Source organism: Peribacillus phoenicis (assembly GCF_047238085.1).
In the GTDB taxonomy this organism is placed as follows: domain Bacteria; phylum Bacillota; class Bacilli; order Bacillales; family DSM-1321; genus Peribacillus.
Map to the genome: position 1 here is coordinate 3,826,211 of NZ_JBDFMF010000001.1, position 26,738 is coordinate 3,852,948.

Annotated in this window: 27 protein-coding genes, 1 pseudogene and 1 riboswitch; of the genes and pseudogenes, 8 read left to right on the plus strand and 20 right to left on the minus strand. The window is 41.6% G+C overall.

Going from position 1 to position 26,738, the window contains the following annotated elements; all coding sequences use genetic code 11:
* Positions 1-23: 23 nt before the first annotated feature.
* Positions 24-542: a DJ-1/PfpI family protein gene (locus ABC374_RS18760; protein WP_413019395.1), complete on the minus strand. Its 519-nt coding sequence runs from the start codon at positions 540-542 to the stop codon at positions 24-26.
* A gap of 136 nt (positions 543-678) precedes the next feature.
* Between ABC374_RS18760 and ABC374_RS18765 the strand changes: the two genes are divergently transcribed.
* Positions 679-1,074, plus strand: a complete 396-nt coding sequence (locus tag ABC374_RS18765; RefSeq protein ID WP_350299822.1) for a winged helix-turn-helix transcriptional regulator — start codon at positions 679-681, stop codon at positions 1,072-1,074.
* Positions 1,075-1,322: 248 nt separating this feature from the next.
* On the opposite strand, the gene ABC374_RS18770 is transcribed toward ABC374_RS18765, so the two are convergent.
* The 5 genes from ABC374_RS18770 to ABC374_RS18790 all read right to left on the minus strand — a co-directional run bounded on the left by ABC374_RS18770 (position 1,323) and on the right by ABC374_RS18790 (position 5,078).
* Positions 1,323-1,520 carry a hypothetical protein gene (locus ABC374_RS18770; protein WP_350299823.1) on the minus strand — a complete coding sequence of 66 codons (198 nt, stop codon included), beginning with the start codon at positions 1,518-1,520 and terminating at the stop codon, positions 1,323-1,325.
* A gap of 126 nt (positions 1,521-1,646) precedes the next feature.
* Positions 1,647-2,897 carry an MFS transporter gene (locus ABC374_RS18775; RefSeq protein WP_413019396.1) on the minus strand — a complete coding sequence of 417 codons (1,251 nt, stop codon included), beginning with the start codon at positions 2,895-2,897 and terminating at the stop codon, positions 1,647-1,649.
* Between the two features lie 614 nt (positions 2,898-3,511).
* On the minus strand, positions 3,512-3,997 hold the full coding sequence (locus ABC374_RS18780) for an SRPBCC family protein (RefSeq protein WP_413019397.1): 486 nt from the start codon (positions 3,995-3,997) through the stop codon (positions 3,512-3,514).
* 23 nt (positions 3,998-4,020) lie between these two features.
* Positions 4,021-4,557 (minus strand): GNAT family N-acetyltransferase, encoded by a 537-nt coding sequence (locus ABC374_RS18785; RefSeq protein ID WP_413019398.1) that lies wholly within the window; start codon positions 4,555-4,557, stop codon positions 4,021-4,023.
* A gap of 2 nt (positions 4,558-4,559) precedes the next feature.
* Complete coding sequence (locus ABC374_RS18790) at positions 4,560-5,078, minus strand: YfiT family bacillithiol transferase (RefSeq protein WP_413019399.1); 519 nt, start codon at positions 5,076-5,078, stop codon at positions 4,560-4,562.
* A 254-nt stretch (positions 5,079-5,332) separates the two neighbouring features.
* Here ABC374_RS18790 and ABC374_RS18795 point away from each other — a divergent pair, with 254 nt between their 5' ends.
* The 4 genes from ABC374_RS18795 (at position 5,333) to ABC374_RS18810 (ending at position 9,805) form a co-directional block, all read left to right on the plus strand.
* Positions 5,333-6,433 carry a GerAB/ArcD/ProY family transporter gene (locus ABC374_RS18795; protein ID WP_413019400.1) on the plus strand — a complete coding sequence of 367 codons (1,101 nt, stop codon included), beginning with the start codon at positions 5,333-5,335 and terminating at the stop codon, positions 6,431-6,433.
* On the plus strand, positions 6,408-7,892 hold the full coding sequence (locus tag ABC374_RS18800) for a spore germination protein (RefSeq protein ID WP_350299829.1): 1,485 nt from the start codon (positions 6,408-6,410) through the stop codon (positions 7,890-7,892). Before ABC374_RS18795 ends, ABC374_RS18800 begins: the two co-directional genes overlap by 26 nt.
* Positions 7,893-7,895: 3 nt before the next feature.
* Positions 7,896-9,041 carry a Ger(x)C family spore germination protein gene (locus ABC374_RS18805; protein ID WP_350299830.1) on the plus strand — a complete coding sequence of 382 codons (1,146 nt, stop codon included), beginning with the start codon at positions 7,896-7,898 and terminating at the stop codon, positions 9,039-9,041.
* 326 nt (positions 9,042-9,367) lie between these two features.
* Positions 9,368-9,805, plus strand: a complete 438-nt coding sequence (locus tag ABC374_RS18810) for a GNAT family N-acetyltransferase (RefSeq protein WP_350299832.1) — start codon at positions 9,368-9,370, stop codon at positions 9,803-9,805.
* 59 nt (positions 9,806-9,864) lie between these two features.
* Here ABC374_RS18810 and abrB read toward each other — a convergent pair whose 3' ends face one another.
* Entirely contained in the window at positions 9,865-10,149 is a 285-nt protein-coding gene (gene abrB, locus ABC374_RS18815; protein ID WP_350299833.1) for a transition state genes transcriptional regulator AbrB, read from the minus strand.
* A gap of 490 nt (positions 10,150-10,639) precedes the next feature.
* Here abrB and ABC374_RS18820 point away from each other — a divergent pair, with 490 nt between their 5' ends.
* Positions 10,640-11,611 (plus strand): DMT family transporter, encoded by a 972-nt coding sequence (locus ABC374_RS18820; protein WP_350299834.1) that lies wholly within the window; start codon positions 10,640-10,642, stop codon positions 11,609-11,611.
* Here the strand turns inward: ABC374_RS18820 and ABC374_RS18825 are convergent.
* Both ABC374_RS18825 and ABC374_RS18830 read right to left on the minus strand, forming a co-directional pair.
* On the minus strand, positions 11,535-11,942 hold the full coding sequence (locus ABC374_RS18825; protein WP_413019401.1) for a sensor histidine kinase: 408 nt from the start codon (positions 11,940-11,942) through the stop codon (positions 11,535-11,537). The two genes, ABC374_RS18820 and ABC374_RS18825, sit on opposite strands and share 77 nt — an antisense overlap.
* Positions 11,943-12,944, minus strand: a complete 1,002-nt coding sequence (locus tag ABC374_RS18830; RefSeq protein ID WP_413019402.1) for a tyrosinase family protein — start codon at positions 12,942-12,944, stop codon at positions 11,943-11,945.
* A 179-nt stretch (positions 12,945-13,123) separates the two neighbouring features.
* A riboswitch (guanidine-I (ykkC/yxkD leader) is annotated at positions 13,124-13,228 on the plus strand.
* Between the two features lie 72 nt (positions 13,229-13,300).
* On the opposite strand from ABC374_RS18830, the gene ABC374_RS18835 reads away from it, so the two are divergent.
* The gene (locus ABC374_RS18835; RefSeq protein WP_063232562.1) at positions 13,301-13,642 is read left to right on the plus strand and encodes a DMT family transporter; all 342 of its coding nucleotides are present in this window, start codon (positions 13,301-13,303) and stop codon (positions 13,640-13,642) included.
* Entirely contained in the window at positions 13,642-13,956 is a 315-nt protein-coding gene (locus ABC374_RS18840; RefSeq protein WP_350299841.1) for a DMT family transporter, read from the plus strand. Before ABC374_RS18835 ends, ABC374_RS18840 begins: the two co-directional genes overlap by 1 nt.
* 92 nt (positions 13,957-14,048) lie before the next feature.
* On the opposite strand, the gene ABC374_RS18845 is transcribed toward ABC374_RS18840, so the two are convergent.
* The 11 genes and pseudogenes from ABC374_RS18845 to ABC374_RS18895 form a co-directional block, all read right to left on the minus strand.
* The gene (locus ABC374_RS18845) at positions 14,049-14,846 is read right to left on the minus strand and encodes a DUF817 domain-containing protein (RefSeq protein ID WP_350299842.1); all 798 of its coding nucleotides are present in this window, start codon (positions 14,844-14,846) and stop codon (positions 14,049-14,051) included.
* 79 nt (positions 14,847-14,925) lie between these two features.
* Positions 14,926-15,147, minus strand: a complete 222-nt coding sequence (locus tag ABC374_RS18850; protein ID WP_377437659.1) for a helix-turn-helix domain-containing protein — start codon at positions 15,145-15,147, stop codon at positions 14,926-14,928.
* 10 nt (positions 15,148-15,157) lie between these two features.
* Entirely contained in the window at positions 15,158-15,640 is a 483-nt protein-coding gene (locus ABC374_RS18855; RefSeq protein WP_350299843.1) for a DUF2975 domain-containing protein, read from the minus strand.
* Between the two features lie 208 nt (positions 15,641-15,848).
* Entirely contained in the window at positions 15,849-19,055 is a 3,207-nt protein-coding gene (locus ABC374_RS18860; RefSeq protein WP_413019403.1) for an SNF2 helicase associated domain-containing protein, read from the minus strand.
* A gap of 169 nt (positions 19,056-19,224) precedes the next feature.
* Positions 19,225-19,455, minus strand: coding sequence for a YczF family membrane protein (locus tag ABC374_RS18865; protein WP_413019404.1), 231 nt, complete (start codon positions 19,453-19,455; stop codon positions 19,225-19,227).
* Positions 19,452-20,591, minus strand: a complete 1,140-nt coding sequence (locus ABC374_RS18870) for a GerAB/ArcD/ProY family transporter (RefSeq protein ID WP_413019405.1) — start codon at positions 20,589-20,591, stop codon at positions 19,452-19,454. The genes ABC374_RS18865 and ABC374_RS18870 overlap by 4 nt, the downstream gene beginning before the upstream one ends.
* Before the next feature lie 21 nt (positions 20,592-20,612).
* The gene (locus ABC374_RS18875; protein WP_413019406.1) at positions 20,613-21,839 is read right to left on the minus strand and encodes a Ger(x)C family spore germination protein; all 1,227 of its coding nucleotides are present in this window, start codon (positions 21,837-21,839) and stop codon (positions 20,613-20,615) included.
* A pseudogene (locus tag ABC374_RS18880) lies at positions 21,829-23,539 on the minus strand (spore germination protein). The gene ABC374_RS18875 and the pseudogene ABC374_RS18880 overlap by 11 nt, the downstream one beginning before the upstream one ends.
* 181 nt (positions 23,540-23,720) lie before the next feature.
* A complete protein-coding gene (locus ABC374_RS18885; RefSeq protein WP_413019407.1) occupies positions 23,721-24,332 on the minus strand; it encodes a DedA family protein in 612 nt (203 codons plus the stop codon).
* A gap of 83 nt (positions 24,333-24,415) precedes the next feature.
* Positions 24,416-25,066 carry a phosphatase PAP2 family protein gene (locus ABC374_RS18890; protein ID WP_413019408.1) on the minus strand — a complete coding sequence of 217 codons (651 nt, stop codon included), beginning with the start codon at positions 25,064-25,066 and terminating at the stop codon, positions 24,416-24,418.
* Positions 25,067-25,385: 319 nt separating this feature from the next.
* Positions 25,386-26,621 (minus strand): cytochrome P450, encoded by a 1,236-nt coding sequence (locus ABC374_RS18895; protein ID WP_413020395.1) that lies wholly within the window; start codon positions 26,619-26,621, stop codon positions 25,386-25,388.
* Positions 26,622-26,738 lie beyond the last annotated feature (117 nt).

The following is a 26,738-nucleotide window of genomic DNA, read 5'->3' on the forward strand; positions in this document are numbered from 1 at the left end:
TTAGGTCAGCAGTAAAAAGAGATTTAGCGTAATGCTGCGGCTAAGCTTTCTCCGAATTCTTTTGCACCATCCGGACCATCACCTGTAATGATATCATCATGCGCAACGACATGCTGTTTTGCATATTCAACGGAATTGGCTTTCAATTCGTCAATTTGAACATCAACTGGGTAACAAGCAGCTTTGCGGCCAGAAAGTAAACCCGTTTTAGCTACAGTTACAGAACCTGCACAAATTCCCGATACAAGAACTTTTTGTTCATGTGCTTGTTTCAAAAAGCTTTGCAATTCTTGATTGCCCCATAGGTGATCATTCGTGCCCGATCCCCCAATTACAGCAACTGCATCATAATCACTTGCTGATACCTCAGAAAAGATCACCTCTGCCAACGCCTTGCCTAGATAGTCTCCAGTTATTTCACCTGTTTTCGTACTTGCTACCGTCACTGCCACTCCTGTATTTTCCAAAACTTCTTTCGGCTGAAATAATTCATCTTCATTAAAACGTTCCGGTGGTATAATTAGTAATGCTTTTTTACTCATATATATTGCCTCCTGAATTGAATTGTCTGATGACTACTCAAATTGTAACGCTGGAAATCAGCGCTGTGAAGAATGCACTTTTTTGTGCGGAGGTTACCTAAAGGTTACTGGTAAAATTAAAAAGGAGCTAATGTCCATGTCAGAAACATTAAGAGATGAAATCAAAGAAAAGATCTTAAACGGCTATTATAACTGCGAAAAAGAACTTACGTTATCCATATTCAGCGGCAAATGGAAAATCGTCATTCTATGGCATTTAGGTGTAGAAGGCCCACACCGATTCAGTGATCTCCAAAGGCTTTTCCCAAAAATATCCCATAAGATCTTAACGAATCAATTACGTGAACTTATGGAAGACGGCGTCGTCCATCGGGAGGTATATCCCGAGATCCCTCCAAAAGTCGAATATTCCATGACTGACCTTGGAATGACCTTGCTGCCAATCGTTGAAATGATGTATGAGTGGGGGAAAAACAGGATGAATGAAATTAAACAAGAAATGCACGTCAGTGAAAATGATGTGAATAAATAATGCATTCGTGACCCGAAAAACAAAGCCCATTGTAAAATGTGAACGTTGCCTCCAGGCACTCGCTTTCCACAGGCCTGGACCCCACTAATGCATGCTTTGAAGGCTTGGCAGACTGTCGGCGGAAAGGGAGCGGATTTCTGAAATCAACTGGAACATTTTTTAAATAAAAAACTAGACCGACATTAGAATATCTCGGTCTAGTGAATTCGAAGCTGATTCTTTTCATGAAAAGGAAAGGTGAACTCATTTTACTTTTTACCCGGCTTGGTGAATTGCTGACCAATTGCACCTATTATTAAAATGATGATCGAAATGAGACTGTAGTCCTTAAAAAAGGTCGTAAATGGAATTTCCAGAAATAAAAACGCCATCGTAAGCAGTCGTCCTATAAGTAGAATCATTCCGATAACTACCATCCAATTAAATACTTTTCCCAAAAAATCCATCTTTTCCTCCTTAGCAAATCTAATGATGACTTTCATGGAGTTACAGGATAAATAACTGGAGTGCTGCCTAATATCCCATACCCTTCTGGCTCCAGATTTTCATCTCACATGGCATTCCGTGTACCATTACTCGGGGGCATTTTTCGAGATTGGTTTTCCGGCTTCGATCAACACTTTGCTGCCCAGCAGGAAAAAACCTTGAATGAACAGCAATAAACCAGTTCCTATAAGCAGCCATTCAATTTTAATGATGTCGGATATCGGTCCGAATACTAGCATTCCCAGAGGCATCATCGAAGTCGAAATCATCCCTAAAACACCAAATACCCTCCCAAGAAGATCACCCTCGATTTTCTCCTGTAACAAGACCATGGACGGCGTATTAAAGATGGGCATCGCCAATCCGACTACTCCCATGATGATCAAGTAAATCCAGAAAACGGGGATGATACCAAGAGCGAAAGTACAGGCCCCAATTATCAGGCTCGCAAGTGTCATCGTATGGATCTTGTTTTTAAAGCCTCCCCACGAAGCCATGAAAATCCCGCCTAGCATCATTCCGATGGCAAAAGTGATCTCTATCGCAGTCAACCGCCAAACATCATTCCCGAAAGAGCGTGTGACCTGAAGCGGTGTAAGAAATGCAACAGGTGCGGCAAGCACGAAGAAAAATGCGAAAAATATAAAGAACTTCTTAAGAAAGTCATGATTCCTGATATAACTGAATCCTTCTTTCAAATCGGTGAAATAGCTGGTTGTTTGCTTTTGTAATGCCTTCGCATGTGCTGGAATTTTCAAAAATGCCAGCAAAGTGAAGATGGCAATTGCAGCTGTAATCACATCAATGAAGAAAATGGTTTCGATTGAAGCCATCGTAAGCAGCGCGCCGCTCACCATGGGGGAAACGAGCATAACCAGCGCTTGAATGCTTCCATTTGTCCCATTCACCTTCGTAAGCTTATCCTCTGGCACAAGCTGTGGAAGAATGGCCCCGACCGCAGGAGTCTGGATTCCGGTTCCAATCGCCCGGACAGCGGACATGACGAAAAGCAGCCAAAGCTCATCGTAGCCGATTAAAAACAAGATGGCTAATATCAGCGTTGAAATGGCAATCAATGAATCCGAAAGAATGATCAGCATCTTCCGATTATAGCGGTCTGCCCATACCCCCGCGATTGGGGAGAGTATAAAGGTAGGCACGAAACCACAAACGATGGATATCGTCATCATGACACCCGACTGTGTATTCAACGTGATATACCACATGATGGCATACTGAACCAAGGACGAACCAAAGAGGGATATGGTCTGACTGCCTAGAAAAAGAGTGATATTCTTTTTCCAATTGTCCTTTACTTGTTCATTTAATGATTTCATCTCTTAAACACCTCATTCTATTTTCAATATTTTTTTCTTAATGCCCTAAAAAAAACACAGGCTATCTGCCTGTGTTTAGAGTAAATGGATCAGAACCTATCTAAAGAAACCTGATAGGATGATTATTTTCACGATGGAAAAATAATCTTCCCGCTGGCCTTCGGTTTGGTCAATACAATGGGGAATCCACCACTTTACACTATGACCTCCTTGGATAGGTAAAGTATTTCTCCCGTTAATAATTCTTCTATTTTAAAGTCAACTGGCAAAGCGTAACCCTTTGATCACAAAGGTTAACGCGGCTTCAGCTGGACACAAAAAAAGAGGTTGAAATCGTCTCTTTTTTTCACAAAAGCGTAAAATGAAGGTTTCCTTAAAAATAGACAGACCATTCCCATTTACCCTGCGGACATGCAGAGCCCTTGAACGTATTCAATTAACGGTTCAAAGATTGGAAACGCAGTCTGATAAATGTCACAAGGAAAACCTCCATTTCTTAAAAGTTAAAGTCATCTTAACATGGAGCCAACTGGAATATCAATAAAAAACTTCCTCCATATGGCAGAAGCATCACTTCGGTTTAAGGCCTTCTAATGTATCCACCTGCATTCGATTCATCCATCAATTCGTTTGACGGCGGCCGTATATTCCTTATGCCATTTTTCCCATTCATCCATCGGGAAGTCCTGATGATTACCATCAAGTAAATCACTAAACATATCAAGGCATATATGCCAGCCTGCCAAATCCTTTGATGTATGATCATTAACTGGCGTGATGGATTCTTTCAATACTAATGAACATCCATCCTTTTCAGGGGATACCTCGAAACGAACCCAGCCGTCTCCCCATTCAAAATCTAAAACGGCAGATTCATGGAAGTCCCTGATCTTCATATCAAAAGATTTCCCTGACCCATCATTGAAATTGAATTTTATGGTCCCGTCTTTTCGAAGGTCCTTCATCTCCAGGTTGGACATCCACTTTTCAACCTTATCATTCTCCGTTAAAGCACCCCATACCTTTTCAACCGAATGATTGAGCAGGCGATCGAATCTTGCGATAATCCCATTACCTTCTTTTTCGATGACAGCTTGCACTTGGATTCACCCCTTTTAATTCGTTACCCAATCTTATTTTTATAATAAAAAATGGTCGGATGTAATTCACCATTTGCAGATTTCGCATAATCAGGAATCCTGCCTGCCTGAATATATCCCAATGATGTATACAGGGAGTTAGAAGGATCTCCTTCCCTTGTATCCAGGACCAATAATGTCCGTCCCTCTTGCTTGACCCTTTTCTCAGCCTCTAACATGAGTGAACGTCCTATTCCATTTCGTCTATAACCAGTATGCGTCATTAATTTTGCGATTTCCGCTCGATGGCTGCCGTTCCGCTTTGAACATAAATGCAACTGTACACTCCCGACTATCTTACCCTGTAACTTAGCGACAAACAGAATCACATCAGGATTTATGGCACTACTCCAATAATCAATCGCCTCAGACCGTTCCTTGGGAGGTAAAAAACCTATGGATGCGCCATCATCCACAACCTGCACCAAAAGGTCGGAAAGTTCATTAAGATGGTATTCGATTGATGTTATTTCTTCGATTTTCACATCGGCGTTCACAGTAATCACACCTTTCTCAGTCATATTCACCATCCCTGGCGCTTTGATAAAGAAGTAATATGAGCCAGATGATGGCGTCCGTGCCATGCATAAATGCCTATATTTTCACCGACAGTTACCTCTCCTGAATCGGGATGGATGAATGTTCGGCTCAGGTCGTATGCATGAAGACCCGATAAAAGTTTGCCCAAACGGATATGTACAGCTTCGATTAGTGATAGAGAAATTTCAATCGGCAAATCATAATCAGGCAGCTCTGCCCATTGCCCCTCTTCGTATGGTTTAATGACCGGACTTTCTTCCGTAAGGGCCAATTTGAAGCGAATATACGCATTCATATGACTATCAGCAACATGATGCACCACTTGGCGTACCGTCCATCCTCCAGGACGATAAGCCGTATCAAGCTGTTCATCATCCATGTTACCTACCGCTTCCCGCAGCATCCGAGGCAAAGCATTGATCTCGTTGAGCCACCCCTCGGCTACACCACTAGTAATCTCCCCGTCAAACTGAAACTTTCCAATCGGGTATCTTAAATCCATCTTCATTCCCCCTTGATGTTCAATAAAAATAGCATCCAGTACATATTCTATATTCTATATTCTTTATTGATTAAGACAAATCCTTTTTACCGGCAATTCTTTGTTTTGCAAGCCTGTTCATGCTTTCATTAATCCTCAGGAATATTAATCCAATCATTATCACGTATACTATTTCCACATTTAGCAACCATAACAAAAGAATGGCATGTGCATCAATCCACTCTTTAAACAACGGAAATGGGGATAGGATCATCTTGAAGAAAATCAGTTCGATACAAACCCTTAGCATCTTCTTTTTATCAATCGGCCTTCTTAATCACGTTATTTTGATCCCTTTCCTCCTATCCACCGGTGGAAGGGATGCTTGGATTTTTTCTATCATTATGATTGGGTTGATACCGATTTGGGTCTACATATTATCGAGGATAATCAAGAATATGAATAATCAATCCCTGACGGATTGGCTTGAATATAGATTTGGAAAACACATTAAAAATATCGCTTTATTCTTTATAGTGATTTATCTGATCAGCCTTGTTTTGGCCACCACAAAGGAAACGATTGATTGGATCACGACAAGCTTTCTTTTTGAAACCCCAAGTCTGGCGATTATCATTCCGTTTACACTGCTATGCATCTTCCTTGCCCATTCAGGTATGCGCTCCATCGCCATTTGCTCTTCTGTATTATTACCCATTGTCGTCATTCTTGGCATTTTTGTTGCGACCGGAAATATGCCGACTAAAGACTATAGCCACCTCCTTCCCCTTTTCGAGAATGGCTATTTTCATGGCGTTAAGACCCTGCAATATTCTGGTTATGGTCTTGCCGAACTGATTTTAATCGCCTTTTTCCAGGAAAAGCTTTCTGATAAAATCAGTCGGAAAGCATTGGTTTTCATATGTCTCGGTTTAGTGTTTTTACTTCTCGGCCCATTAACAGCTGCACTCGCTGAATTCGGACCGACCTTAGCCGAAGCCATGAGGTACCCTGCCTATGAACAGTGGCGATTGCTGACTATTGGAAAATATATTGAACATACAGATTTCTTTTCGATTTATCAGTGGCTTGCTGGTGCCTATATCCGTGTTTCGCTGGCATTATTCTTAATAACGGAAGTCTTTAATAGGAAAACGGACAAAATGAAGGTCGGAATTCTTTTTGCTGTAGGCTTTCTTATGGTCGTCATCTCCATCGTACCATTCAGTAATTTCAAGTTTTTGCATGTAACCCAAACTTTTTATTACCCTGGTGCTTTTTATTTCCTATTACTTTTGTCCGCCTTTTTGTTTATCGGCACTTTCATTAGTTCGAAGGAGGATAAAAAACATGAGAATGAAACGATCCAAAAATGAGCCACCCCTGCCTGAATTAAGGGAGGAGACATTTCGCGAGTTATTTAGTTCAAGTTCAGATATCAAGTTTGACACGATTTATATCGGAGAAACCGAAAGACCCATTCCTGTCCTTATTTTTTATTGCTCGGGTATGGCCGATATCAGCTTATTGAACGAGGGAATTTTGGAAAAGTTAAACAAGATGATGGAATTGGACGAGAGAATCGATGAAGAAGAAGCAATCAACAAGCTAAAACCCTTGATAGATCTGACGAAAGTAACCATTGATAGCGAATTCAATAACGTCCAACAGCTGATTTTCTCTGGGTATGCCTTATTATTCATACCATCAACCCAAGCTTTATTTTCAATAAATTTGTCCAATGTTCCGAACCGGCAGCCTGAGGAGTCTTCCTTTGAGGTCTCGGTAAGGGGGCCAAGAGATGGATTTGTCGAAGATTTATCCATGAATACAGCTTTAATCAGAAAGCGGCTAAAAACCAAATCGCTTGCCTATGAAGACTTTATCGTTGGCAGGCGCAGTCAAACGAAAGTCGCACTAATGTACATGGATGACATCATCAATAAAGAACTTGTTAAAAATGTAAGATCGAAAATCAACTCCCTTGATATTGATATTTTGGTGAGCAGCCAACAATTGGAGGAATTGATCACTAACAGTAAATATAGTATATTTCCACTCACTCATTATACGAGTCGCCCTGATTTTGTAGTCGAAGCACTCAATCAAGGAAGATTCATTCTAATCGTGGACGGCATGCCAACGATAATCGTGGCCCCTTCTACCTTACTATTGCAAATAAAAACCGCAGAAGATTCGAATCTTCCTTTTCTATTTGTAAGCCTTGAGCGACTTCTTCGCTTTATGGGGCTTGGCATTACCGTTTTATTGCCGGGGTTTTGGATATCCATTTCCGCTTTCAATATTGAACAGGTGCCGTTCCCGTTACTAGCCACGATTACCCTTTCAAGGCTGGGACTTCCCTTATCTGCCACGATGGAATTCATACTCATGCTCATTTTATTTGAATTATTCCGTGAATCCGGAGTCAGGTTACCTAAAGCGGTTGGGCAGACAGTTGCCGTTGTAGGAGGACTAATTGTCGGTGATGCGGCGATTAGGGCAGGACTGACCTCACAAACCATGCTTGTGGTCACTGCCGTAACCTCTGTTGCATCTTATACACTTGTAAACCAGTCTTTAACAGGTGCCGTTACCGTTCTGCGAATGTTTGTGCTGTTACTAAGCTGTATTTATGGAATCTACGGCTTGATAATCGGTTTCCTTTCCATTATCACTTTACTATCCAGGCTTGATTCATTCGGGGTTTCATATATCGGCGGAATGAACCCGCTTAGGTTCACAAAAATACTGGATTCATTCATAAAGAGGCCATGGAATTCCATTAGTAAGCGATCTTTGGCAGCTGATGATAAGACGAGAAAGGGGCAGTAAGGCATGTTCCGCATCTGTAAAATTTGGTTGACCCTACATTTAATCCTATTACTTTCAGGCTGTTGGGATGAAAAAACGATCCAGGACTTTCATTATATAACGGCCATCGGGATAGATTTCAAAGATGGGGAATACATTGTTTATACGCAACTTGTAGACTTCGCTGCGGTAGCTAAAACGGAGGCAAAGCCGACGCAAGCACCTCCCGTATACGTAGGGAAACAAAAAGGACGGTCCATTTCGATCGCCATTAATAAACTAATGCGCAATACTCAACAGTCTCTCTATATAGGACATGTATCCACATTTGTAATCAGTGAAAATGTTTTGAATCGGCAAAGCGCAGAAATAGTGGATTATATATACAGAAACCAATTACTCAGATACTCAGCCAATATCTTTGCCACAAAAAGTTCCATGGAACAGCTTTTCTCCATTAACGGTTTTTTTAATTTGTCACCTTTATACACGACTTTATATTTTCCGGATGATGTATACCGGATTAGATCATTCATCCAACCCATTACGGTCCAAAGGTATTATTCTATCCAGCGAGAAAAAGCATATACAACCATTTTACCCTCCATTTCCTGGAACGATAAAGTTTGGAAGGAAAAAGATAAAAATCGAAAAAGCCTCTATATGGATGGTGCATTTGTCATTTACTATAAAGTGACCCAGCCCTGGTTCTCTGAAAAGGAACTGAGCGGTGTACGCTGGCTCACTAAAAGGACCAACAAAACTCCAGTGAACATTACAATGAATAAGCAAGACATCTATGCCTCATTCTCCCATCCGGATCATAAAGTAAAACCTGTTCTCAAGGATGGAAAGTACAAATTCGATATTGAAATTGACGTATCCGGCAAAATACTGGGGCTTGATACCCAAATCGATATCGAGAAAATAAAACGCAAATTCGAAAGTCAAATAAAAAAAGAAATCCAAACAACGTTTAATACAGGGCTCCAAAAGAACGCAGACCCTTTAAACTTTGGCAAAATCCTTTATATCAAAGAAACAAAATACTGGCAAAAGAATCATATAAAAGAGCCTAAGGATTATTTAGATAAGGATTCTATACATGATATAAACGTAAAGGTACATATCCTTAACACAGGCGGATTAGAAGCTAAACCACTGCGGTAATGAAGGTTTGGCTTGTGATTTTAAGGGCCAATTCCTGTAATGCATCATTCACGAGTAAATCGGCTAAACTCACGAGTTTTTACTCTAAACTCACGAGTATTTTGCCCAAACTTACGAGTATTTGCTCTAAACTCACGAGTAACGCTTATATCTCGTGAGTTTAACTGATCAACTTGGGTTTAAAAGCCCTCTACATGATGAAAAAAATCAGGATGGTGGCTTTTTGAGCTCCATCCTGATTTTCGGCCGGAAAATGAGTTCCAGAATTTGTCGAAAAGCATAATTAAATGGTAAATTTAGAGTATTCTAAAATTGGAGGTCCATTTATGAGCATACAAAAGGCTACATTACATGAGCTGGAATCACTGACGGAACTTTTTGATTTATACAGAGTGTTTTATGAGCAAACCTCTGATCCTGGTCGTGCAAGCGAGTTTTTAAGAGAAAGGCTGACAAAAGGGGAGTCTGTGGTTTTTATGGCCTTTGATGAAGGAAATCCAATTGGTTTTGTACAATTATATCCTTCTTTTTCATCTGTCAGTATGATGCGGTCATGGGTATTGAATGATTTATTCGTGAGGGAGTCCGCCCGCAAAAAGGGATTTGGCGAGGAGTTATTGAACGCGGCCATCACTTTTGCACGGGAAACAGGTGCCAAAGGGGTTTCACTGGAGACAGGTAAGGATAATGTTAAAGCACAGAAGCTTTATGAAAAAATTGGTTTCGTCCGTGAATCGAATCATTTTTATTATTTCACCATTTAATATAAAAAAGTGTAGGGAAAACCTCCCTACACTTGGATGCTATTTATCTAGCATATTAATTATTTAGCAGTTTCCATGCTGGCTTGAATTTCTTTAATTAGAAGTTCGGCACCTTCAGGGCTAAGTATTAATTTACCGTCAACAAGTTTCATATTGTCATCGGAAACTTCACCTGTAACCTGACAAGTCATATTTGGTTTATATTTTTGAAGGATGATGCGCTCTTGTTCTACATAAATCTCCAGAGCGTCTTTCTCATTAATTCCTAATGTTCGACGTAGTTCAATTGGAATGACTACCCGTCCTAATTCGTCAACTTTACGTACAATACCTGTAGATTTCATTTAATTTACCCCACTAACTTTCTTGCGAATGTTGCATCTATATATTTCGTCACCATTCGACATTATTTGCACTTCTATAAAGATACCACTACCTACCATATTCGTCAATTCTCGTATCTTCGTATATTATCTGAATCTATATGATTTTTATATAAATTATTAGTAATCCCTTCAAAACAAGCGTCATAACAACGTTTTTCGCTTGCAAAGTTGGTACATTTTGTTAATTAAAACATTAAAATGGAAACATCTTCATTTAATTCCAACAAGCATTCTTTCATTCCATGTCGAATCATAAGAGAATGAATTTCGCTAGCCTAAAAGAATCCTGTTGATTTTCTTTTGCTTTTGAAGGACAATTTAAATTGATCGCTTATAATATTGCGAAAATTGACACAGTAGATATTTCTGATAAATCTTCCAGAAAGCCGAAACGATTGCCATCCTTCCAGAGTCTTACTGACTCATAAAACAGATTGAGGTGAGTCAATTGCGTCCGATTATATTAGGTATTTGTTCTGCTTTCTTTTTTGCATTTACGTTTGTTTTGAATCAGGCCATGGAGTTGTCTGGCGGCAGTTGGATATGGAGTGCTTCGCTGCGTTATTTCTTTATGGTGCCTTTTCTGTTTTGTATCGTATTAAGCAGAAAAAATCTGCGTCCCCTTTTACGAGTGATGAGAGAAAAACCAGGTCCTTGGCTGCTTTGGAGTTTTGTCGGTTTTGGGTTATTTTATGCTCCTTTATGCTTTGCATCCGCCTACTCACCTGGATGGCTGATCGCCGGCACTTGGCAAATCACGATCATTTCGGGTGCGCTGCTTGCGCCGCTGTTTTTTGAAAATGTCCAAACGAAAGATGGGCTCGAAAGGCAAAGAGGAAAGATTTCTGTGAAAGGTCTCCTCATGTCCATGATCATCCTGCTAGGAATCATCCTGATGCAGCTGGAACATACCAAGCACATTTCAATGGCCGATCTTTGGTTGGGAGTGATACCAATCGTCATCGCCTCGTTTGCATATCCATTGGGAAATCGCAAAATGATGGAAGTATCCGAAGGACGTTTGGATGCTTACCAGCGTGTATTGGGAATGACTTTGGCGAGTCTGCCATTCTGGTTCCTGCTTTCATTGTACGGTTTCTTTACAGTAGGGGCGCCGACGAAGATGCAGAGTTTCCAATCCCTTTTGGTCGCACTATTTTCAGGTGTCATTGCCACGGTCCTTTTTTTCAAAGCGACCGATTTGGTAAGTGGAAATATGCAGAAATTAGCTTCAGTCGAAGCTACACAATCGATGGAGGTCCTTTTTGCCCTAGCCGGCGAATTGCTATTCCTATCTTTACCGATCCCTTCTCCGTTATCGTGGTTCGGTATCTTTATCGTCATCATGGGAATGATCCTGCATAGCTATGTATCACATAAAAAAGAAGGTTCATCCCGGAAACGGACAGTGAGTGCCTAAATAGCAAGTCAAAAAAGCCCCGGATAAATATTTCGGGGCTTTTTCGACCTGAAAACAGAAACTGACTACGTTCTATTTTCCATTGACAGGTCATGATAAATTGATGATTTTTTAAAGTGGCAAAAAGCTCACCATCCATTTTTATCATTAAACTTTGCGCAATGGATAACCCTAGTCCCGTTCCTTTTTTATTTCTTGCTGTATCTCCTGTATAGAACCTATCAAAGATTCTCTCTACATCTTGTTCTGTCATTACATCTGTTTTATTACGAATAGTAATTTTATCGACAAATTGACGCAGTGCTTCACACTGCGCCTTGTTGACCTTCATTCAATGGTGTTCTCCCTTCACCATCTTCCTTTCCATATCGTATATATAGCCCAATTTCCTATGATTGATCATCTCCTTGGGGGTTATATCCCACGGAAACATCGGATCATTCAAGTTATGGCTGAAGGGTCCCCCTCTTCTTGGGAGATATTTCTCCTCCCGATGCAGGATTTTCCACATCGCCCATATCCGATCGACATTGGCATGGTGTAAAAAGAAGACTGGATCGTTAGGTGAAACAGGTACAGAACCCATATGTCCCCCGACCCACCCATGCACTAGATTATGAAGGGCCGGTCCATCGACAAATCCTTCAAGCTGATTTCGGAAACTTGGATTGCTTGCGGAATTCCACGGTGGTGCATCGTAAGTAGTGACTTTCAATACGTTTTGAACGTCTTGTTTCTTCGGCAGGTTTGCAACTTGTTCACTTGATCTGAAGTTCCGTTTCAATCCCCCTGAAGGTTTCCCCTCCTCATCAAGAACTTCCCAGCGCCCAGCGGCAAAAGGTCCTGAATCGACAAGGTTGTTTTTCCTTTTATTCCCGTTTCCGCCCATGAAATCGCTATCCCAGATTGGGGATGAAGCTGGATCATCCAATTCTGAATCCGCTGCCCAATCCCAGTAGGGAATGGTCACACTGGGGTCAACGGATTGAAGATCGCGTTCGAACAGCCAAAGGAAATAGCGATGCCAAGGTAAGAAAGCCGGCCCTCTATGAGCTGCATTTCGCTGATCACCATGGCTTCCATGGATATTGTCATTGTCAGCCCCGGTCCGCTCCCCTTGATCATTATGACTGCGGGTCGATGCTGATGGAGCGTTCCCTGCTTTCGGGAGCTTAACGGGAGGGGTTTGAAATCTCCCTGCAGCAGCATGCCACGCTACGTACCGATCATATATCCCTTTTTCCTTTAAGACCAAAACAGCATTGATATATTTCCTTTTTTCCTTTTCAGAAAGATGAAGTGCATTTTTTCTGATGTTATATTCAGCAGTCATGATTTGTCCTCTTTTCCCAATGTTCAATTTAACTAAAAACCTTGGGATATATTAAGTCATCTCTGCTGCAAACGTTACGGGACATTTGCGGATATTAGGCTAAAATGGGCATGGTCTTGCCAAAACTTTTACCTTGAGTAAGTTCAAAAAGTATGTATAATGAAAGGTAATTGCATATGTCAAAGGTTTTCTAGGGTTCCGCAGCGCGTCTTATTGCTGGTCTGGTCCGAGAGAAAACTCACAGCAAGCATGCTGTGTCACGGAAGGATAAAAGCCTGGGAGAAACTGTTTAACAGTTATCTCTTGGGCTTTTTTTGTTTTTTTGGTAAAGAATAAAATTGGAGGTGCGATATTTCATGAGCACAAACTGGATTAAAGTATTCATTGCAGCTTTTTTTGAAGTATTTTGGGTGATTGGCTTAAAACATGCAGATGACTTTTGGACTTGGTCTGGAACGGTCATTTCGATCATCATCAGTTTTTACTTGATGATAATGGCTGGCAGGAAGCTTCCTGTCGGAACGGTATATGCCGTTTTTGTCGGTATGGGGACAGCCGGTACCGTTTTTTCCGAAATCATTTTCTTTGGAGAATCCTTCAAGCTGAGCAAAACGCTATTGATCCTCCTCTTATTATCAGGGGTGATCGGCTTGAAGCTAGTGACTGATGATAAGGCTGAGAAAGGGGATGAATCATAATGGCTTGGGTCTCTTTAATCTTAGCGGGGCTATTTGAAATGTTTGGGGTTGCGATGATAAATAAATTGCACAGGGACCGTAATTGGCAATCCTTGCTGCTGTTATTCATCGGATTTGGAGCAAGTTTCCTATTTCTTGCTTATGCCATGAAAACCTTGCCGATGGGGACGGCTTACGCTATCTGGACAGGAATCGGCGCTTCAGGCGGAGCGATAATCGGGATGCTATTATATGGGGAATCCAAAGATTGGCGAAGGGTCGTTTTTATAGCCATGGTCCTTGGCGCGGCAGTGGGATTAAAACTTGTTTCATAGGAATAATATTTAAGCATAGAAAAACAAAGACGACACAATTTAGATATAGCCATTAATGTGTCGTCTTTACTTATTTATTTTCTTGTGTGAAGTCATTTTATAAAAATTGAACCCGCATCCATCACAGCGGAATCTTTCCCCTTAACCAGCTTTAGCGTCGCTACTATAAGAAAGCTGACGATCACTAATAAGAGCCATGAGCTTACCTTTCCTAGATGAACGAGACTCCATGCATCGGTTTGGTTTGGATATTCCCATGCTCCAAAGAACGTTGCGATATTTTCGGCTATCCAAATAAAAAATCCGATGAGTACAAAAGAAAGTGCGATTGGCATACGATACCGAGTTCCACCAACCTCATATGTGACCCATGACCGCCAAAAGACGATGATGACTAGTCCAGATAACCACCAACGAACATCAATCCAATAATGGTGGGTGAAAAAATTCAAATAAATCGCAGCTGCAAGAGATACAACGACCAAAAACGGCGGCCACTTGACCAGTTCAACCTTTAACCTCCTCCACGCCTGGCAAAGATAACTCGCTACACTTGCGTACATGAATCCGCTATACAGAGGCACTCCAAAAATCTTAAAATATCCTTCCTCTGGATAAGTCCAGGAGCCCATATGTACCTTGAAAAGTTCAAGAGCAAGACCAATAAGGTGGAACAAGGTGATGACCTTTAGTTCATCCCGTGTTTCAAGCCCGGAACGCACCATCCACCACTGCATCAGAAGGCAGATGATGAGGAGCCAGTCATACCGCGGCAGAAAGGGAAGCGGAATGAATTTTGTAATAGCCAAAGAGGCAAAAATAACGGCAGGAAACAAGCAGGATAGGGCCTGCTCCCAACCAAACCGAACGAGTTGTTTTAGTGCTCGCATGATTGGTGTCTCCATTTTTTTATCGTTAAATTCATGAGTAACTCCCCTTTGATGAAATCTTTCTTTTTCTTTCACTTTTTTAATCTTGGGTGTCTTCATCATTCCGGTATTCTAAAATATCTCCGGGCTGACATTCTAACGCCTTGCAAATCGCCTCTAAAGTTGATAATCGAATCGCTTTTGCCTTGCCGTTTTTCAATATGGAAAGATTAGCCATCGTTATTCCAACCCTCTCAGAAAGTTCTGTAACACTCATTTTCCTTTTAGCCAGCATCACATCAATATTGATTATAATTGCCATGTTATTCACCTCAGACTATTAAGTCATTTTCTGATTTTATATCGATGGCCTCTTGCAAAAGCCTTTGAAGAACAGCAGCAAAGACTGCAATCACCATTGAAGCAAAAATGACGACCAATCCGATTACTATGATGCCTGGGGCGTCGTCCATCTCCGCCATGAGATAAAAGAGCGGCATTCCTACCACATAAAAGCTACTGATTGTGATTGCACAATTTTTTATAGTCTTTAAAGCTCTTACAGATAATTCCGAGAAAGCTTTGTTCTTGTCAATATAGCTTAAAAGTTTAAAGGCTTGATATAGAGCAAAGTAAAAAGGTATTGCCGATGCATACAAATCGATTAAAACGAGATATTTCAAATAAGTCATATCCGGATATAATTCTGCTGCAAAATTCGCAATCTCAGGCACCACAAAGATGCACATAGCAAGAACCGGCATTCCAATAAGAATAACGGCTATCTTCAAAAAGATCGTTGACACTTGTTTCATAAAAAGCACCTCATTTATTTTTTATCAATTTGAATTTAACACATATTTTATCGTTTTACAATAAAACATTGTTGTTTTTTATTATATTATTATTGTTACCTAAATATCCTTTTCTTTTTAAAAATAAAAGAAGCATTCCTCATTAAAAAGGAATGCTCCATAACTGAACTATTCATTTCATTACTAAGATTACCTTCAGATGAAACCCTTATATCATCAGGATTTCCCTGATATCCTCTTCTGTAAGCGCAGACGACGACTTGTCTCCAGGGTCGATGATTTCTTCAATAAGATGTCTCTTTTTCTCTTGAAGTTCATTCATTTTTTCTTCGATTGTGCCACGGGCAATAAGTTTGATGACTTGAACCGCATTCTTCTGTCCCATTCGATGGGCACGGTCCGCAGCTTGTTCTTCAACTGCCGGATTCCACCAAAGGTCATATAGAATGACTGTATCGGCACCCGTCAGGTTGAGACCCGTACCGCCCGCTTTCAATGAAATGAGGAATATATCCCGCTCTCCTGCATTAAATCTATTGCAGATTTCCACACGTTCCTTTGATGGGGTTTGTCCATCCAGGTAGAAAAAAGGTTGTCCCTTAATGGCCAAATCCCTGCCGATAATTTGAAGCATTTTTGTAAATTGCGAGAAAACCAGCACCCTTCTTCCAGAATGCTTCGATTCCTCGACAATTTGCATCAGCTGCTCATATTTAGCTGAACTGCCTTTATATCCGTCCACAAACAAGGCGGGGTGACAGCATATTTGCCGAAGCCGGGTCAAGCCAGCGAGGATCCTGATCCGATTTTTCCGGAGGGTGTCCTTATCCAGGTGCTTCAGCGTATCATGCCGCAGCTTCGCCAGATAGGCACCGTACAGTTTCTTCTGATCAGGAAGCAGTTCCACCGATTCCAGCGACTCGATTTTTTCCGGAAGTTCACCTAGCACGTCCTCTTTCATTCTCCGCAGCAAAAATGGGCGGATCCTGCGGGAAATCTGCTTCCTTGAGAGATTGCTATACTCCTTTAACCCCATGAATAATTCAGGGAATACGACGTGGAAAAGGGACCAGAGCTCTTCTAGTGAATTCTCGATAGGCGTACCAGTCAACGCGAAGCGATGTGCCGCTTTTATCTTCTTGGCCGCTCTTGCCGTTTGCGTCACTGGGTTCTTAAAGGCCTGTGCCTCATCGAAAAACACCGTATGGAAGTCCTGCTTTTCAAACGAAGCGATGTCTTTCCGGAGCAATGGATAAGAGGTGATCACTACATCCACATCCTTCGCTTCCTTAAGCAGCTTCGTCCTTTCCGTCTTGTCGCCATCAACGACGACGGCTTGTATATCAGGAGCGAATTTAGTGAATTCGCTCAGCCAATTGTAGGTCAATGATGATGGGCAGACAATAAGCACCGGCACCCTTTTCTCACGGATGTCAGGCAGCTCGGATAAAATGTACGCGATGCTTTGCAGTGTTTTTCCCAGTCCCATATCATCAGCAAGAATTCCGCCAAAACCGTATTGGGCAAGTATTTTCATCCATTTATAGCCGTTTTTTTGATACTCGCGCAAGATCGGGACTAGACTATTTGGCACCACGAACTCCAAGGAGCCCGGATTCCCGATGTTATCCAAAAACTGACGGAATGACTCCTCCATTGTGAATGTCTGGCTGTCATTCACGGAATCAAGGAGCTGAAGCCCTTTTACGATTGGCATGTTCAGCGTGCTCTCCAGGTCTTCATCCTGTACCGGCAATGCATTCAGAAAACGATTGATTTCCTCGTATTCCCTTGTTTCAAGGGAAAGCATCGATCCATTCCTTAAACGATAGTACTTCCTCTTTTCTTCAAGCGCTGCTAAGACCTCGCGAATTTGTTTATCTGGGATATCATCCATTTCAAATTTGAATTCGAGCCAATTAGTACGTTCTTTTTTGATATTCACCTTAATGCGCGGTGCAGCATTTCCACGGGAAATCCGGTTTCTTACTGCCGTCGTGGCATAGATTTGTACCAGCTTTTGGAGTTTCGGAACGATGTGGTACAAAAACTCATACTCCAACTCTTCATTATGCAAGAAATAGCCGCCGTCCGTTTTGGCAAACTGGCTATCCTCCATCAGCTTTAGTATCTCCGCCTCCTTCTCAACATCCCTTATAACCTTGGATTCCTGCTTTTCCAAAGGGTTGATCACGATATTTTCATAATGGAACTCCAGCCCCGCTAGCAGCCTGTTTTTTACTCGATCCAAGTATAGCTTTGCAACAAGCGGTGTCTTCAAAAATAATTCGGTGATGGATCTTGCTATATGGACTTCACCGAGTTTTTTCAAACCTGGTACCACTTTGTCCAGGAATAATTCCAGCTGGTCATGATGGATTGGAATTTGATTCATTCCCGAATTCTCCATCATTTGCTTTAACTCAGAAAGGCGCTGGCAATCCTCATTTTCGAGCTGAACCAATTTCCCTTTAAATAGAACCAGTTTGTATGCATTCATGACAATCATCTCATGCAATCCATTAATTTTCAGTTGAAACCCTTTGCCCTCGCTTTCGGTAAAGTCAAACTGTAAAGGAAGAGGTCCGTTTGATAAACGAAAACCATTGAATGTATGGTCCCCATGGGAAAGCTTCACCAATGGCGCTACTTCAAGGATGGGGACAAGCTTTTGAAAAGAAGATGGTGGCAAAAGTAATAAGTGATTGTTCAATGTATTTTCAGTTTTGTCCGCTATGGCATCCACATAGACTTTTTCATCCGATATCACTGTAATGAGCTCCTGAAGCACGGAATCATTTTCATTCTGAAAACAATGCAGCACCGGGTCATATATAAATGAAAGGGATACTTCGGCAGGCTTTCCGTCTTTAACGCGCTTCAGGAAATCCCGAATATTCGACACATTGAAAGATCCGATTTTCATTTCCAGTCCTAACATATATAGTTCCGTTCCCATCCATACTGGTTTACACGTAAACTCTGCTTCAAGCATCTTTCTTTTTTCAAAATGGCGCTGATGACCGCTTTTGCGGACAGGCTGATTATTGAAAAGGGTCAGCAAGCCCTCTGACAACTTCTTATTGGCTGAAGCAACACCGGTTGCTTGCAGGCCATCAGGTATCGTTCCATCTTGCTGATGGTCGTAAACCGACAGCAGGACGGATGCAATATGCTGGCAATCCCGATGGAAGGAAGCTAGCGTAGGACAGCTGCATTTTGTCTGAAAACTGCCGACAGCATCCGCCTCAATCGTGACATGAAAGTCTTCCTTGCCTTTAACCGTTGCTTCACAACCATCATGACGGTAGCTTTCAAATTTCACTTTATTGGCACGCTGAAAAGCTTCCCCTCTTTTGAAGGAGACGGCCCCGCACATGTCTTTTATGATTTTTTGATTCAATTTGAAATCCAAATTGCCGTCCTCCTCCCGAGGTTTTGTTTGAGTGATTTTACATTCCGCTGAAAAGTAAGCTCATTTTATCATCATACTATGAAATGGGTTTACGGGGGTGGAAAAAAGCAAAAAGACAAACTCCCATATTCGGAGTTCATCTCTATTTCAGCAAGAGGAATTTGTACCATCATTGTTGTCCTTTGGTGTTGCCTTTCTTTTTTTTTCGATAAAAGAAGCTGAATACAAGGAATGCAAGAAGAATGTAAAAAAGGATAAGTTCAGCGGGGTCCTTCACCAAAAATGGGTTAAAGGCAAGCTTGATTGAATTATCCAGATCAAATCCCAATAGAATATCCATACCTAAAGATATGACCACTAAAGGGGTCAGAAGCAAAAGCGTAATACCGAAGAATTTCATTTTTGATCAACTCCGCCTTGGAACTTATTTTGGTGCTGGCCTTTCCTTTTTTTCCGATTCTTAAAAAAGGCAATGATCAAGAGAACTAACGGGATGATCACCTGAAATGGCAGATGGATGTAATTTGGTACGACATCTAGCCCTTCATAGATATGTTCCGTATAGCTGCTTGACATAATGATCGAAATCAATAAAATGACGATGCCAACAGGGTATGCAAGTCTGGAGGGCTGTTTAACATTGAAAACATTCGCCGTACCCGTTACCGCTACATAAGTTAATACACTTATCTTGATGAACCCGCCAATCAACAACAAAAACAAGAAGTACACATCGAGACGTTCAAGAAAGCCAGCGACCTCTATGGACTGTATGAGGGTAAGAAGAGGGTATTGCGAACGTGTCGTAAGGTCCACACCAAGTACAGCAATATTCACAGCCATTATTACCGCGAGAAAAATACCGCTTGTCGCCAAGCTCCCTATCCCAATTTTTTTCAGTCGCTGAGGTTCGTTCAAATAAGGAAAAATCATTAAAAACACTATGATCTCGCCAAATGGAAAAAATACGGTTTTAGTGAAGCCCATTTTCACCATCTCTGTCCCGCCCATTTCAAAAATGGGTTTTAAGTTGTTTAAATGGATCATGCCTGAAGCAATAATCAGAAGCATGAAGGTCATTAAAAGTAAATTCTCCAAGACAAAGAATAGTTCCCCCGTCCTCGCCAATACTTCTATCCCTTTACGGACCGTATACACCACGACTAAAATGAATGCAGCGTTAGCAACAAATAACGGAATATGAGGATAGGCAAAAGTAAGCAGTGTATCTCCGAAATCCCTAAGACACCTTGCAGCAAGATAGATGAAATAAAGGATGTATAGAAAAGCTACGATCCTGCCTAGAAAATTCCCCAATATATGTTTTACAAACTCTGTTAACAGCTGCTCAGGGTAGTATTGAAAAAGGCCATAATAAACGAAAAATAATAAAAATCCGCCTATCATCGCAATAAGGATGACTAGCCAAGCAGCCTGCTTGGCTTCACCTGCAAGCGGAACCAAAAGTGCACTGCCCATTTCAAACATGAAAATAAGGACGAACAGCTGGTAACCGCTGATTTTTGCCTTTTCCATGAGAATGCCACTTCCTTTCCATTATTGATCTTTCTTTTTTAAATTTGAAAGAAATGGCTTATTACGTAATCCGGTACGGCGAATGAAAGTTTCTACCTGCACATCAACTTCCAGTTTAGGAAAAGTATCGTCGTCCCAGTTTTTCTCTAGTCTCTTCCATTCTTTCGGATGGGATTCGTGCATGAGCTCCCCAAAGCCAAAAATATCGGATTTATTTTTTTGTGCCCGAACGATCGCACCTTCCATCTCCTTCTTCAATTCTTTCGCTAACTTCTTTTCAATATCTATCAGAACATGCATATCGGTTAGATTCAAAGGAACATTCACCTCCCGGACATCTCCCTCTGCACGGACCTTTATCGATATTTTCGGTTTGCCGTTTACCAATTTTACCCCGACGTTGGTTTTTTGCCGAATAACTGAATAGGTGATTGCGTCTTTTTTACCCTCCCAATCAAGGTTTAAATAGGTATTTTCGATCCTATCCAATACCCACATTGATCCTATTGCCTTATCACCATCCAGCCAGTCAATCAATTTTCCATCTTTAAAAACACCTATCCCTGCTACAGTAGGGTTTGCCTCAATATCCGAGGACATAGTATTCTCCATTTTATTTTCCTTACCCGTGTTTCCTTTCACGGTAAAACCGCTTATTATCGGTTCTTTTCCGGTACTAAGCAGATTCTTGATCGTTTCTTGGAGATTGATGCTAATACTTTTCCCCTGGGTTTTTTCAGTGGTTTCAATCGTCCTAATGACTTTTTCAGCAGATACCTTATCGATTGCAGTTAACGTTTCGACAATATCCCTTGCTTTCACACCCCGGGCAATCACGATCCTCGTAGTTGCCCTGAATTCCGGTGAGCGCTCAAACGCATCGAAAATATCGTTAAGGCCCTCCTCTTTTGCTAGTTCCTCACCGATGACAACCAGGTTGGCATGAGCAAAATACATATCTCGTGAAATCTTGGTTGAAGCGAGACTATCCAGTTCAAGCACATTATTTCCTGTGGCCCTATAAATGGATATCGGTGGATTTGTCCCGCCGCCGCCCTGAAGAGCTCCCGCTACATTGCTTGGATTGATGATTTGGAACGTTCCCACTAACTTTCCTTCTTTATTTCTATCGAGTCCGACCGCCGAGACGATGGCCATTTCGTTTAACTCTGTTTTATCCCAACAGCCTGTGGTGAATGTTGCGGCGATTAACATCATCAAGAGCGGAACTAATCTTTTACGATTCATTGCCTTCACCTTTTTTCCCGTCAGAAGTTTTCATTCCGCGCGATTCAGGAGGCAATGGTCTTTGATTCTCGCCTTCCCTTATCAGATTATTTTCGTTGGTTAAAAATTTAGGCCTTTCCTTGAATGCCCACATAGGTCTTCTGAAGAATGTATCGCCCAGCCCTTCAGGATTCAGAGGAGCGAGCGGTGTCATATAAGGAACTCCAAGTGAACGCAGGCTGCATAAATGGACGATGAGAATGATAAAGGCTAAAATCATCCCATAAAAACCTAAAGTGCCGGCACAAACGATGAATCCGAACCGCACAATGCGGGCAGAAATCGCTATGGAATAAGAAGGGGTTGCGAAACTGGCAATCGCCGTGATCGAGACGATGATGACCATTGCCGGCGATACGATACCAGCCTGGACGGCCGCCTGCCCAATGACCAGTGCCCCGACAATGGACATCGTCGAACCTACAGCCTTTGGCATCCGAAGACTTGCTTCCCGTAATATTTCAAAGGTCATTTCCATAAGAACCGCTTCAACGACGGCAGGCAAAGGAACCGTTTCCCTTTGGGCCGCTACAATGACCAGCAGCTTCGTTGGAATCATTTCCTGATGAAAAGTCGTGGCTGCAACATAGACAGCCGGCCCGACTATCGAGATGATGAAAACGATGATCCGTAAAAAACGTGTAGCTGAAGCAATGTCGAAGCGATTATAGTAGTCTTCGACAGATTGAAAAAACTGTACGAATATTGCCGGGGCCACCAAGACGAAAGGCGTTCCATTAACGAATATCGCCACTCTTCCTTCCAGAAGATTTCCCGCAACCATATCCGGTCTTTCTGTATGGTTTAGGGTTGGGAATGGGGTCATGACCTGGTCTTCTATCAATTGTTCAATATATCCTGATTCAAGAATGCTATCGATGTTAATTCGATTTAAGCGCTTCTTGACCTCCTCGACAATCCCTTCCATATCCTGATTCAAGAATGCTATCGATGTTAATTCGATTTAAGCGCTTCTTGACCTCCTCGACAATCCCTTCCTTGACAATTCCATTTATATACATGATGGAAACGTCCGTTTTTGTCACCGTGCCTATTTTCATCGACTCTATCCATAAATCCGGGGTATTGATGATCCGGCGTAACATGGCGATGTTCGTTCCATTCGATTCCGTAAACCCTTCCCTTGATCCCCGGACAGTCAAATGCGTGCTTGGCTCCTGAATCGAGCGCTTCTCTCCTCCTCTTGTACTGGCAACCAGGGCGACGTTTACTCCATCAACAAAAATGATGCTGTCCCCTGATAATAAGGATAAAAATAGCTTTTCCCAGTCCGTGACCTTTTCTACGCCACCGAGGGAAACCACGTCCTCAGAGATAATTTCCATTGCTTCCAGTGGAAGTATGTTTTTTGACAGGTGGGGATTTTTCATGATTGATTCAATTATAAAGTCCGTAACGCTAGGATTATCAATCAGACCCTGCACATACAAAATAGTTGTTTTTATCTCCGGGTTTTGCCCGATTTTCAACGTTCGGATAATAATGTCGGGACTTTTTCCCGTCTTTTTCTTCACGATTTCCAGATTGGCAGAAAGGGAACTTTCAATATAATCAGGCGTTTTGCTTTTGGATTGACTTTCATCTTCCTTTTTCTTTTCACGTTGCTTCACTTGTCTCTTTTGCTTGAAAAAAGAAGCCATAGCACCGAACCTCATTCCTTTTTCGTTTCACTCATTTTGTCCAAAGCATTCCCCCTTTATTCTGAGTTCAGCCTACTTCCTTCCATAAGAAAAAGGCTGTCGCAATGACAGCCTTTGGCGGTTATTTTCCGTTATGTAATGAAAGTGCCGATTATAACGGCTCCATCAACTAAACTCTAGATTATACTTTGCCTTTATTCCTTCTAAAAATCAAAACAACGAAAATAATGAATAACAAAGCCAATATCGCATAAACGATGTTTGAATAAATGTCCATATATCCTACTATATCTTCCCACGAAGATCCTACAGCTGCCCCGATATTCACTAAGATGATGTTCCAAATTAATGTTCCGGATGTAGTGTAAAGCAGAAAGAGCCAAAAGCTCATATGGGACATGCCTGCAGGAATTGAGATCAAGCTCCTGATCAGCGGAACCAGCCTGCAGAAAAACACGGTCCATGCTCCGTACTTGTCAAACCATGTATTCGCCTTATGAACGTCCGAAACTGTTAACCGAAGAATATGTCCCCATCTTTCCACGAACTTTTCAATGACCTTAACGTCAAGAAGTAAACCAATTCCATAAAGGACGACTGCCCCTGCCACTGACCCTATAGTCGCAGCGATCACGACACCGATAATCGTCATATCCGCTTTTGTTGTCATGTAGCCGCCAAAAGTAAGAATGACCTCTGACGGGATCGGCGGGAAGATATTTTCCAATGCTATTAATAGAAAGATTCCTATATACCCAAAATCATTCATGAATTCCGTAATCCAGTTTTCCATTTAATACGCTCCTAACTTTCTTGAATCAACAGCTGACTTGTTACCCGCCGGCTGCTTATCTTGCAATAATCTTACTTTCTTTATTAACGATCTTTGTTCTTCCGGCGGTCTTGATATCTTTGAAAAAACCAAATGGCAATCGCGATCCAACAACCACCCGCCAAATATCCGGCAATGATATCACTAGGATAATGGACCCCCAAGTATATACGGCTAATACCTATCGAGAGAATCATCATCATGCTGATCAGAATCAATAGAATCCTTGCCCATCTAGCCGTAATGTGACGCCAAAGCAAAAATGTAAGAATACCGTATAAAGAAAATGCATTCATGGCATGTCCACTAGGGAAACTGTACCCCCCTATTTCGATGAGTCGATGTAAATCGGGCCGGGCGCGTTGAAACAATAGCTTAACCATCAAATTGAGAAGAGGTGAACCAACCATGACTGCAGTGAATAAGACCAGTTCCAAACGATGCTTCAAAACCCTATATAAGAAAAACAAAATAATCAAGGATAGGATGATCAGGGAAACGGTTGAACCTATGTAGGTAAAGAACTTCATGATGTCAGTCAGAAGAGGCGACTCCCATCCCTGCACCAAGGAAATCACATTTTCATCAAATTTCAGGTATTCATTTGCACTTATGGTAAATGCCATGAAACTGAACCCTATTAAAGAAAGTACACTTACTATAAAGGCAATGGTTAATTGCTGCTTTAATTTCATAATAACATCCTTTCACTTATTTAAAACCGATTCATATGGAAATTTCTATTTTATCATATCTTCTTCATTGCATGGTGAGTGTAATTGCTTCATCGCCTGCCAACCTATTTCGGGGAACATTCCTGGGCACAAAATTTCTCCTTTATCATACTACTTCATTCTTCATTGTCACCTCAACTTCGGGTTACTATAGATTTCCTCTCGAACGTTTCAGGAGTGGCAGGAATATTTTTAACCATTCCATTCAACATGTATGCCATGCGTCCCGACTAAAAAGAAAAAAACCTTATGCAGGTTAGTGCACAAGGTTTTTCTTTTATTAAATGCGGCTTGCCTTAAGCGGTAGTGATGTCAAAGTTTGCCCGGTCGCTGAATCGGTAAGATTCTCTTCTAACTGGAACGATGGCACCGCTTCAATACGCTTGAATTTCTTCAGGAAGGCAGTAAGCGCAATCTTTGCCTCCAGCCTGGCTAGCGGCGCTCCCAGACAGAAATGGGGGCCATTTCCGAAGGTTAGATGTTTCTTATTATTATGGCGGTGGATATTAAGGGTGAAGGCGTCTTCAAACATCTCTTCGTCCAAATTAGCTGCACTCATCCAAACAACCACGTTATCCCCTTCTTTCAATTCCACTCCCAATAGATCGTTATCTTCCTTTACGGTGCGATCCAATTTAATAAGATTGAATCGGAAACGAAGCATTTCTTCGACCGCCTGGGGAACCAAATCCAGGTTTTCATGTAACTCTTGATAAACATCTTTGTCATCATATAGCAGGGAATAAAAGCTATTGGCCAGTAAATGACTTGTTGTCTCGACCCCCGCTCCTAAAATCAGCATGGTCGTCCGGACAACCTCATCATCCGTAAACATTTCCCCATCCACTTCTGACTTCAATAGATCTGAAATGATATCATCTGCCGGGTTTAATCGTTTTTGCACAACAATCGGATACAAATACTGATAGTATTCTTTTGCTGCCACTTGCTTTAATTCATTTACTTCTTCTTGTTTTTCTCTATCAAAAGGAAGAAATAAGATATCCACCCATTTCTTAAACAATAAACGATCTTTCGAGGGAACGCCCATTAAATCCGACATGACAATGATCGGAAGCGGACTCGCCAATGATTGCACAATATCGATTTCCGTTTCCTCATCCATTTGTCCAATCAACTCATCTGTAATTTCCTGAATGCGAGGTTCCCAGTTTTGAAGACTTCTAGGTGTGAATGCTGCGGCCAGCAGTGAACGGCGTTTTCTATGCTCAGGTGGATCCGCTTCAGTGATTTTGATTTTATCAGGCACAGAGCCTTCATCACTATCCGTTCCTACCGATATGGTAGTCCGTTTCCGTACACTTGAAAAATGTTTATAATCACTGAGAACCCGCTTCACATCTTCATATTTAAAAACATTCCACGTATCCGTTCCTTCGTGATAACTCACCGGGTCATTTTCTAACATCCGTTTACACCAAGCGTACGGACTAAATTCCTCCGTCCGTGTTTTAAACCTAGTAATTTCTTTTACTGCAATAACTTCTTTCATGATACCGACTCCTCCCACTTCTTAAAAGTTACCTAACAAAAGGATCGAATGTTCAGCATTACCATCTCAGTCGATTTGTTAAAGGGTCGAGCATTCCTGATAGACTTTTTCACCAAATCC

Coding starts and splice junctions, on each gene's coding strand:
- ABC374_RS18760 (WP_413019395.1), bottom strand. CDS start 542: ATGAGTAAAAAAGCATTACTAATTATACCACCGGAACGTTTTAATGAA.
- ABC374_RS18765 (WP_350299822.1), top strand. CDS start 679: ATGTCAGAAACATTAAGAGATGAAATCAAAGAAAAGATCTTAAACGGC.
- ABC374_RS18770 (WP_350299823.1), bottom strand. CDS start 1,520: ATGGATTTTTTGGGAAAAGTATTTAATTGGATGGTAGTTATCGGAATG.
- ABC374_RS18775 (WP_413019396.1), bottom strand. CDS start 2,897: ATGAAATCATTAAATGAACAAGTAAAGGACAATTGGAAAAAGAATATC.
- ABC374_RS18785 (WP_413019398.1), bottom strand. CDS start 4,557: ATGACTGAGAAAGGTGTGATTACTGTGAACGCCGATGTGAAAATCGAA.
- ABC374_RS18790 (WP_413019399.1), bottom strand. CDS start 5,078: ATGGATTTAAGATACCCGATTGGAAAGTTTCAGTTTGACGGGGAGATT.
- ABC374_RS18800 (WP_350299829.1), top strand. CDS start 6,408: ATGAGAATGAAACGATCCAAAAATGAGCCACCCCTGCCTGAATTAAGG.
- ABC374_RS18805 (WP_350299830.1), top strand. CDS start 7,896: ATGTTCCGCATCTGTAAAATTTGGTTGACCCTACATTTAATCCTATTA.
- ABC374_RS18810 (WP_350299832.1), top strand. CDS start 9,368: ATGAGCATACAAAAGGCTACATTACATGAGCTGGAATCACTGACGGAA.
- abrB (WP_350299833.1), bottom strand. CDS start 10,149: ATGAAATCTACAGGTATTGTACGTAAAGTTGACGAATTAGGACGGGTA.
- ABC374_RS18825 (WP_413019401.1), bottom strand. CDS start 11,942: ATGAAGGTCAACAAGGCGCAGTGTGAAGCACTGCGTCAATTTGTCGAT.
- ABC374_RS18830 (WP_413019402.1), bottom strand. CDS start 12,944: ATGACTGCTGAATATAACATCAGAAAAAATGCACTTCATCTTTCTGAA.
- ABC374_RS18835 (WP_063232562.1), top strand. CDS start 13,301: ATGAGCACAAACTGGATTAAAGTATTCATTGCAGCTTTTTTTGAAGTA.
- ABC374_RS18840 (WP_350299841.1), top strand. CDS start 13,642: ATGGCTTGGGTCTCTTTAATCTTAGCGGGGCTATTTGAAATGTTTGGG.
- ABC374_RS18845 (WP_350299842.1), bottom strand. CDS start 14,846: ATGCGAGCACTAAAACAACTCGTTCGGTTTGGTTGGGAGCAGGCCCTA.
- ABC374_RS18850 (WP_377437659.1), bottom strand. CDS start 15,147: ATGGCAATTATAATCAATATTGATGTGATGCTGGCTAAAAGGAAAATG.
- ABC374_RS18855 (WP_350299843.1), bottom strand. CDS start 15,640: ATGAAACAAGTGTCAACGATCTTTTTGAAGATAGCCGTTATTCTTATT.
- ABC374_RS18865 (WP_413019404.1), bottom strand. CDS start 19,455: ATGAAATTCTTCGGTATTACGCTTTTGCTTCTGACCCCTTTAGTGGTC.
- ABC374_RS18870 (WP_413019405.1), bottom strand. CDS start 20,591: ATGGAAAAGGCAAAAATCAGCGGTTACCAGCTGTTCGTCCTTATTTTC.
- ABC374_RS18875 (WP_413019406.1), bottom strand. CDS start 21,839: ATGAATCGTAAAAGATTAGTTCCGCTCTTGATGATGTTAATCGCCGCA.
- ABC374_RS18885 (WP_413019407.1), bottom strand. CDS start 24,332: ATGGAAAACTGGATTACGGAATTCATGAATGATTTTGGGTATATAGGA.
- ABC374_RS18890 (WP_413019408.1), bottom strand. CDS start 25,066: ATGAAATTAAAGCAGCAATTAACCATTGCCTTTATAGTAAGTGTACTT.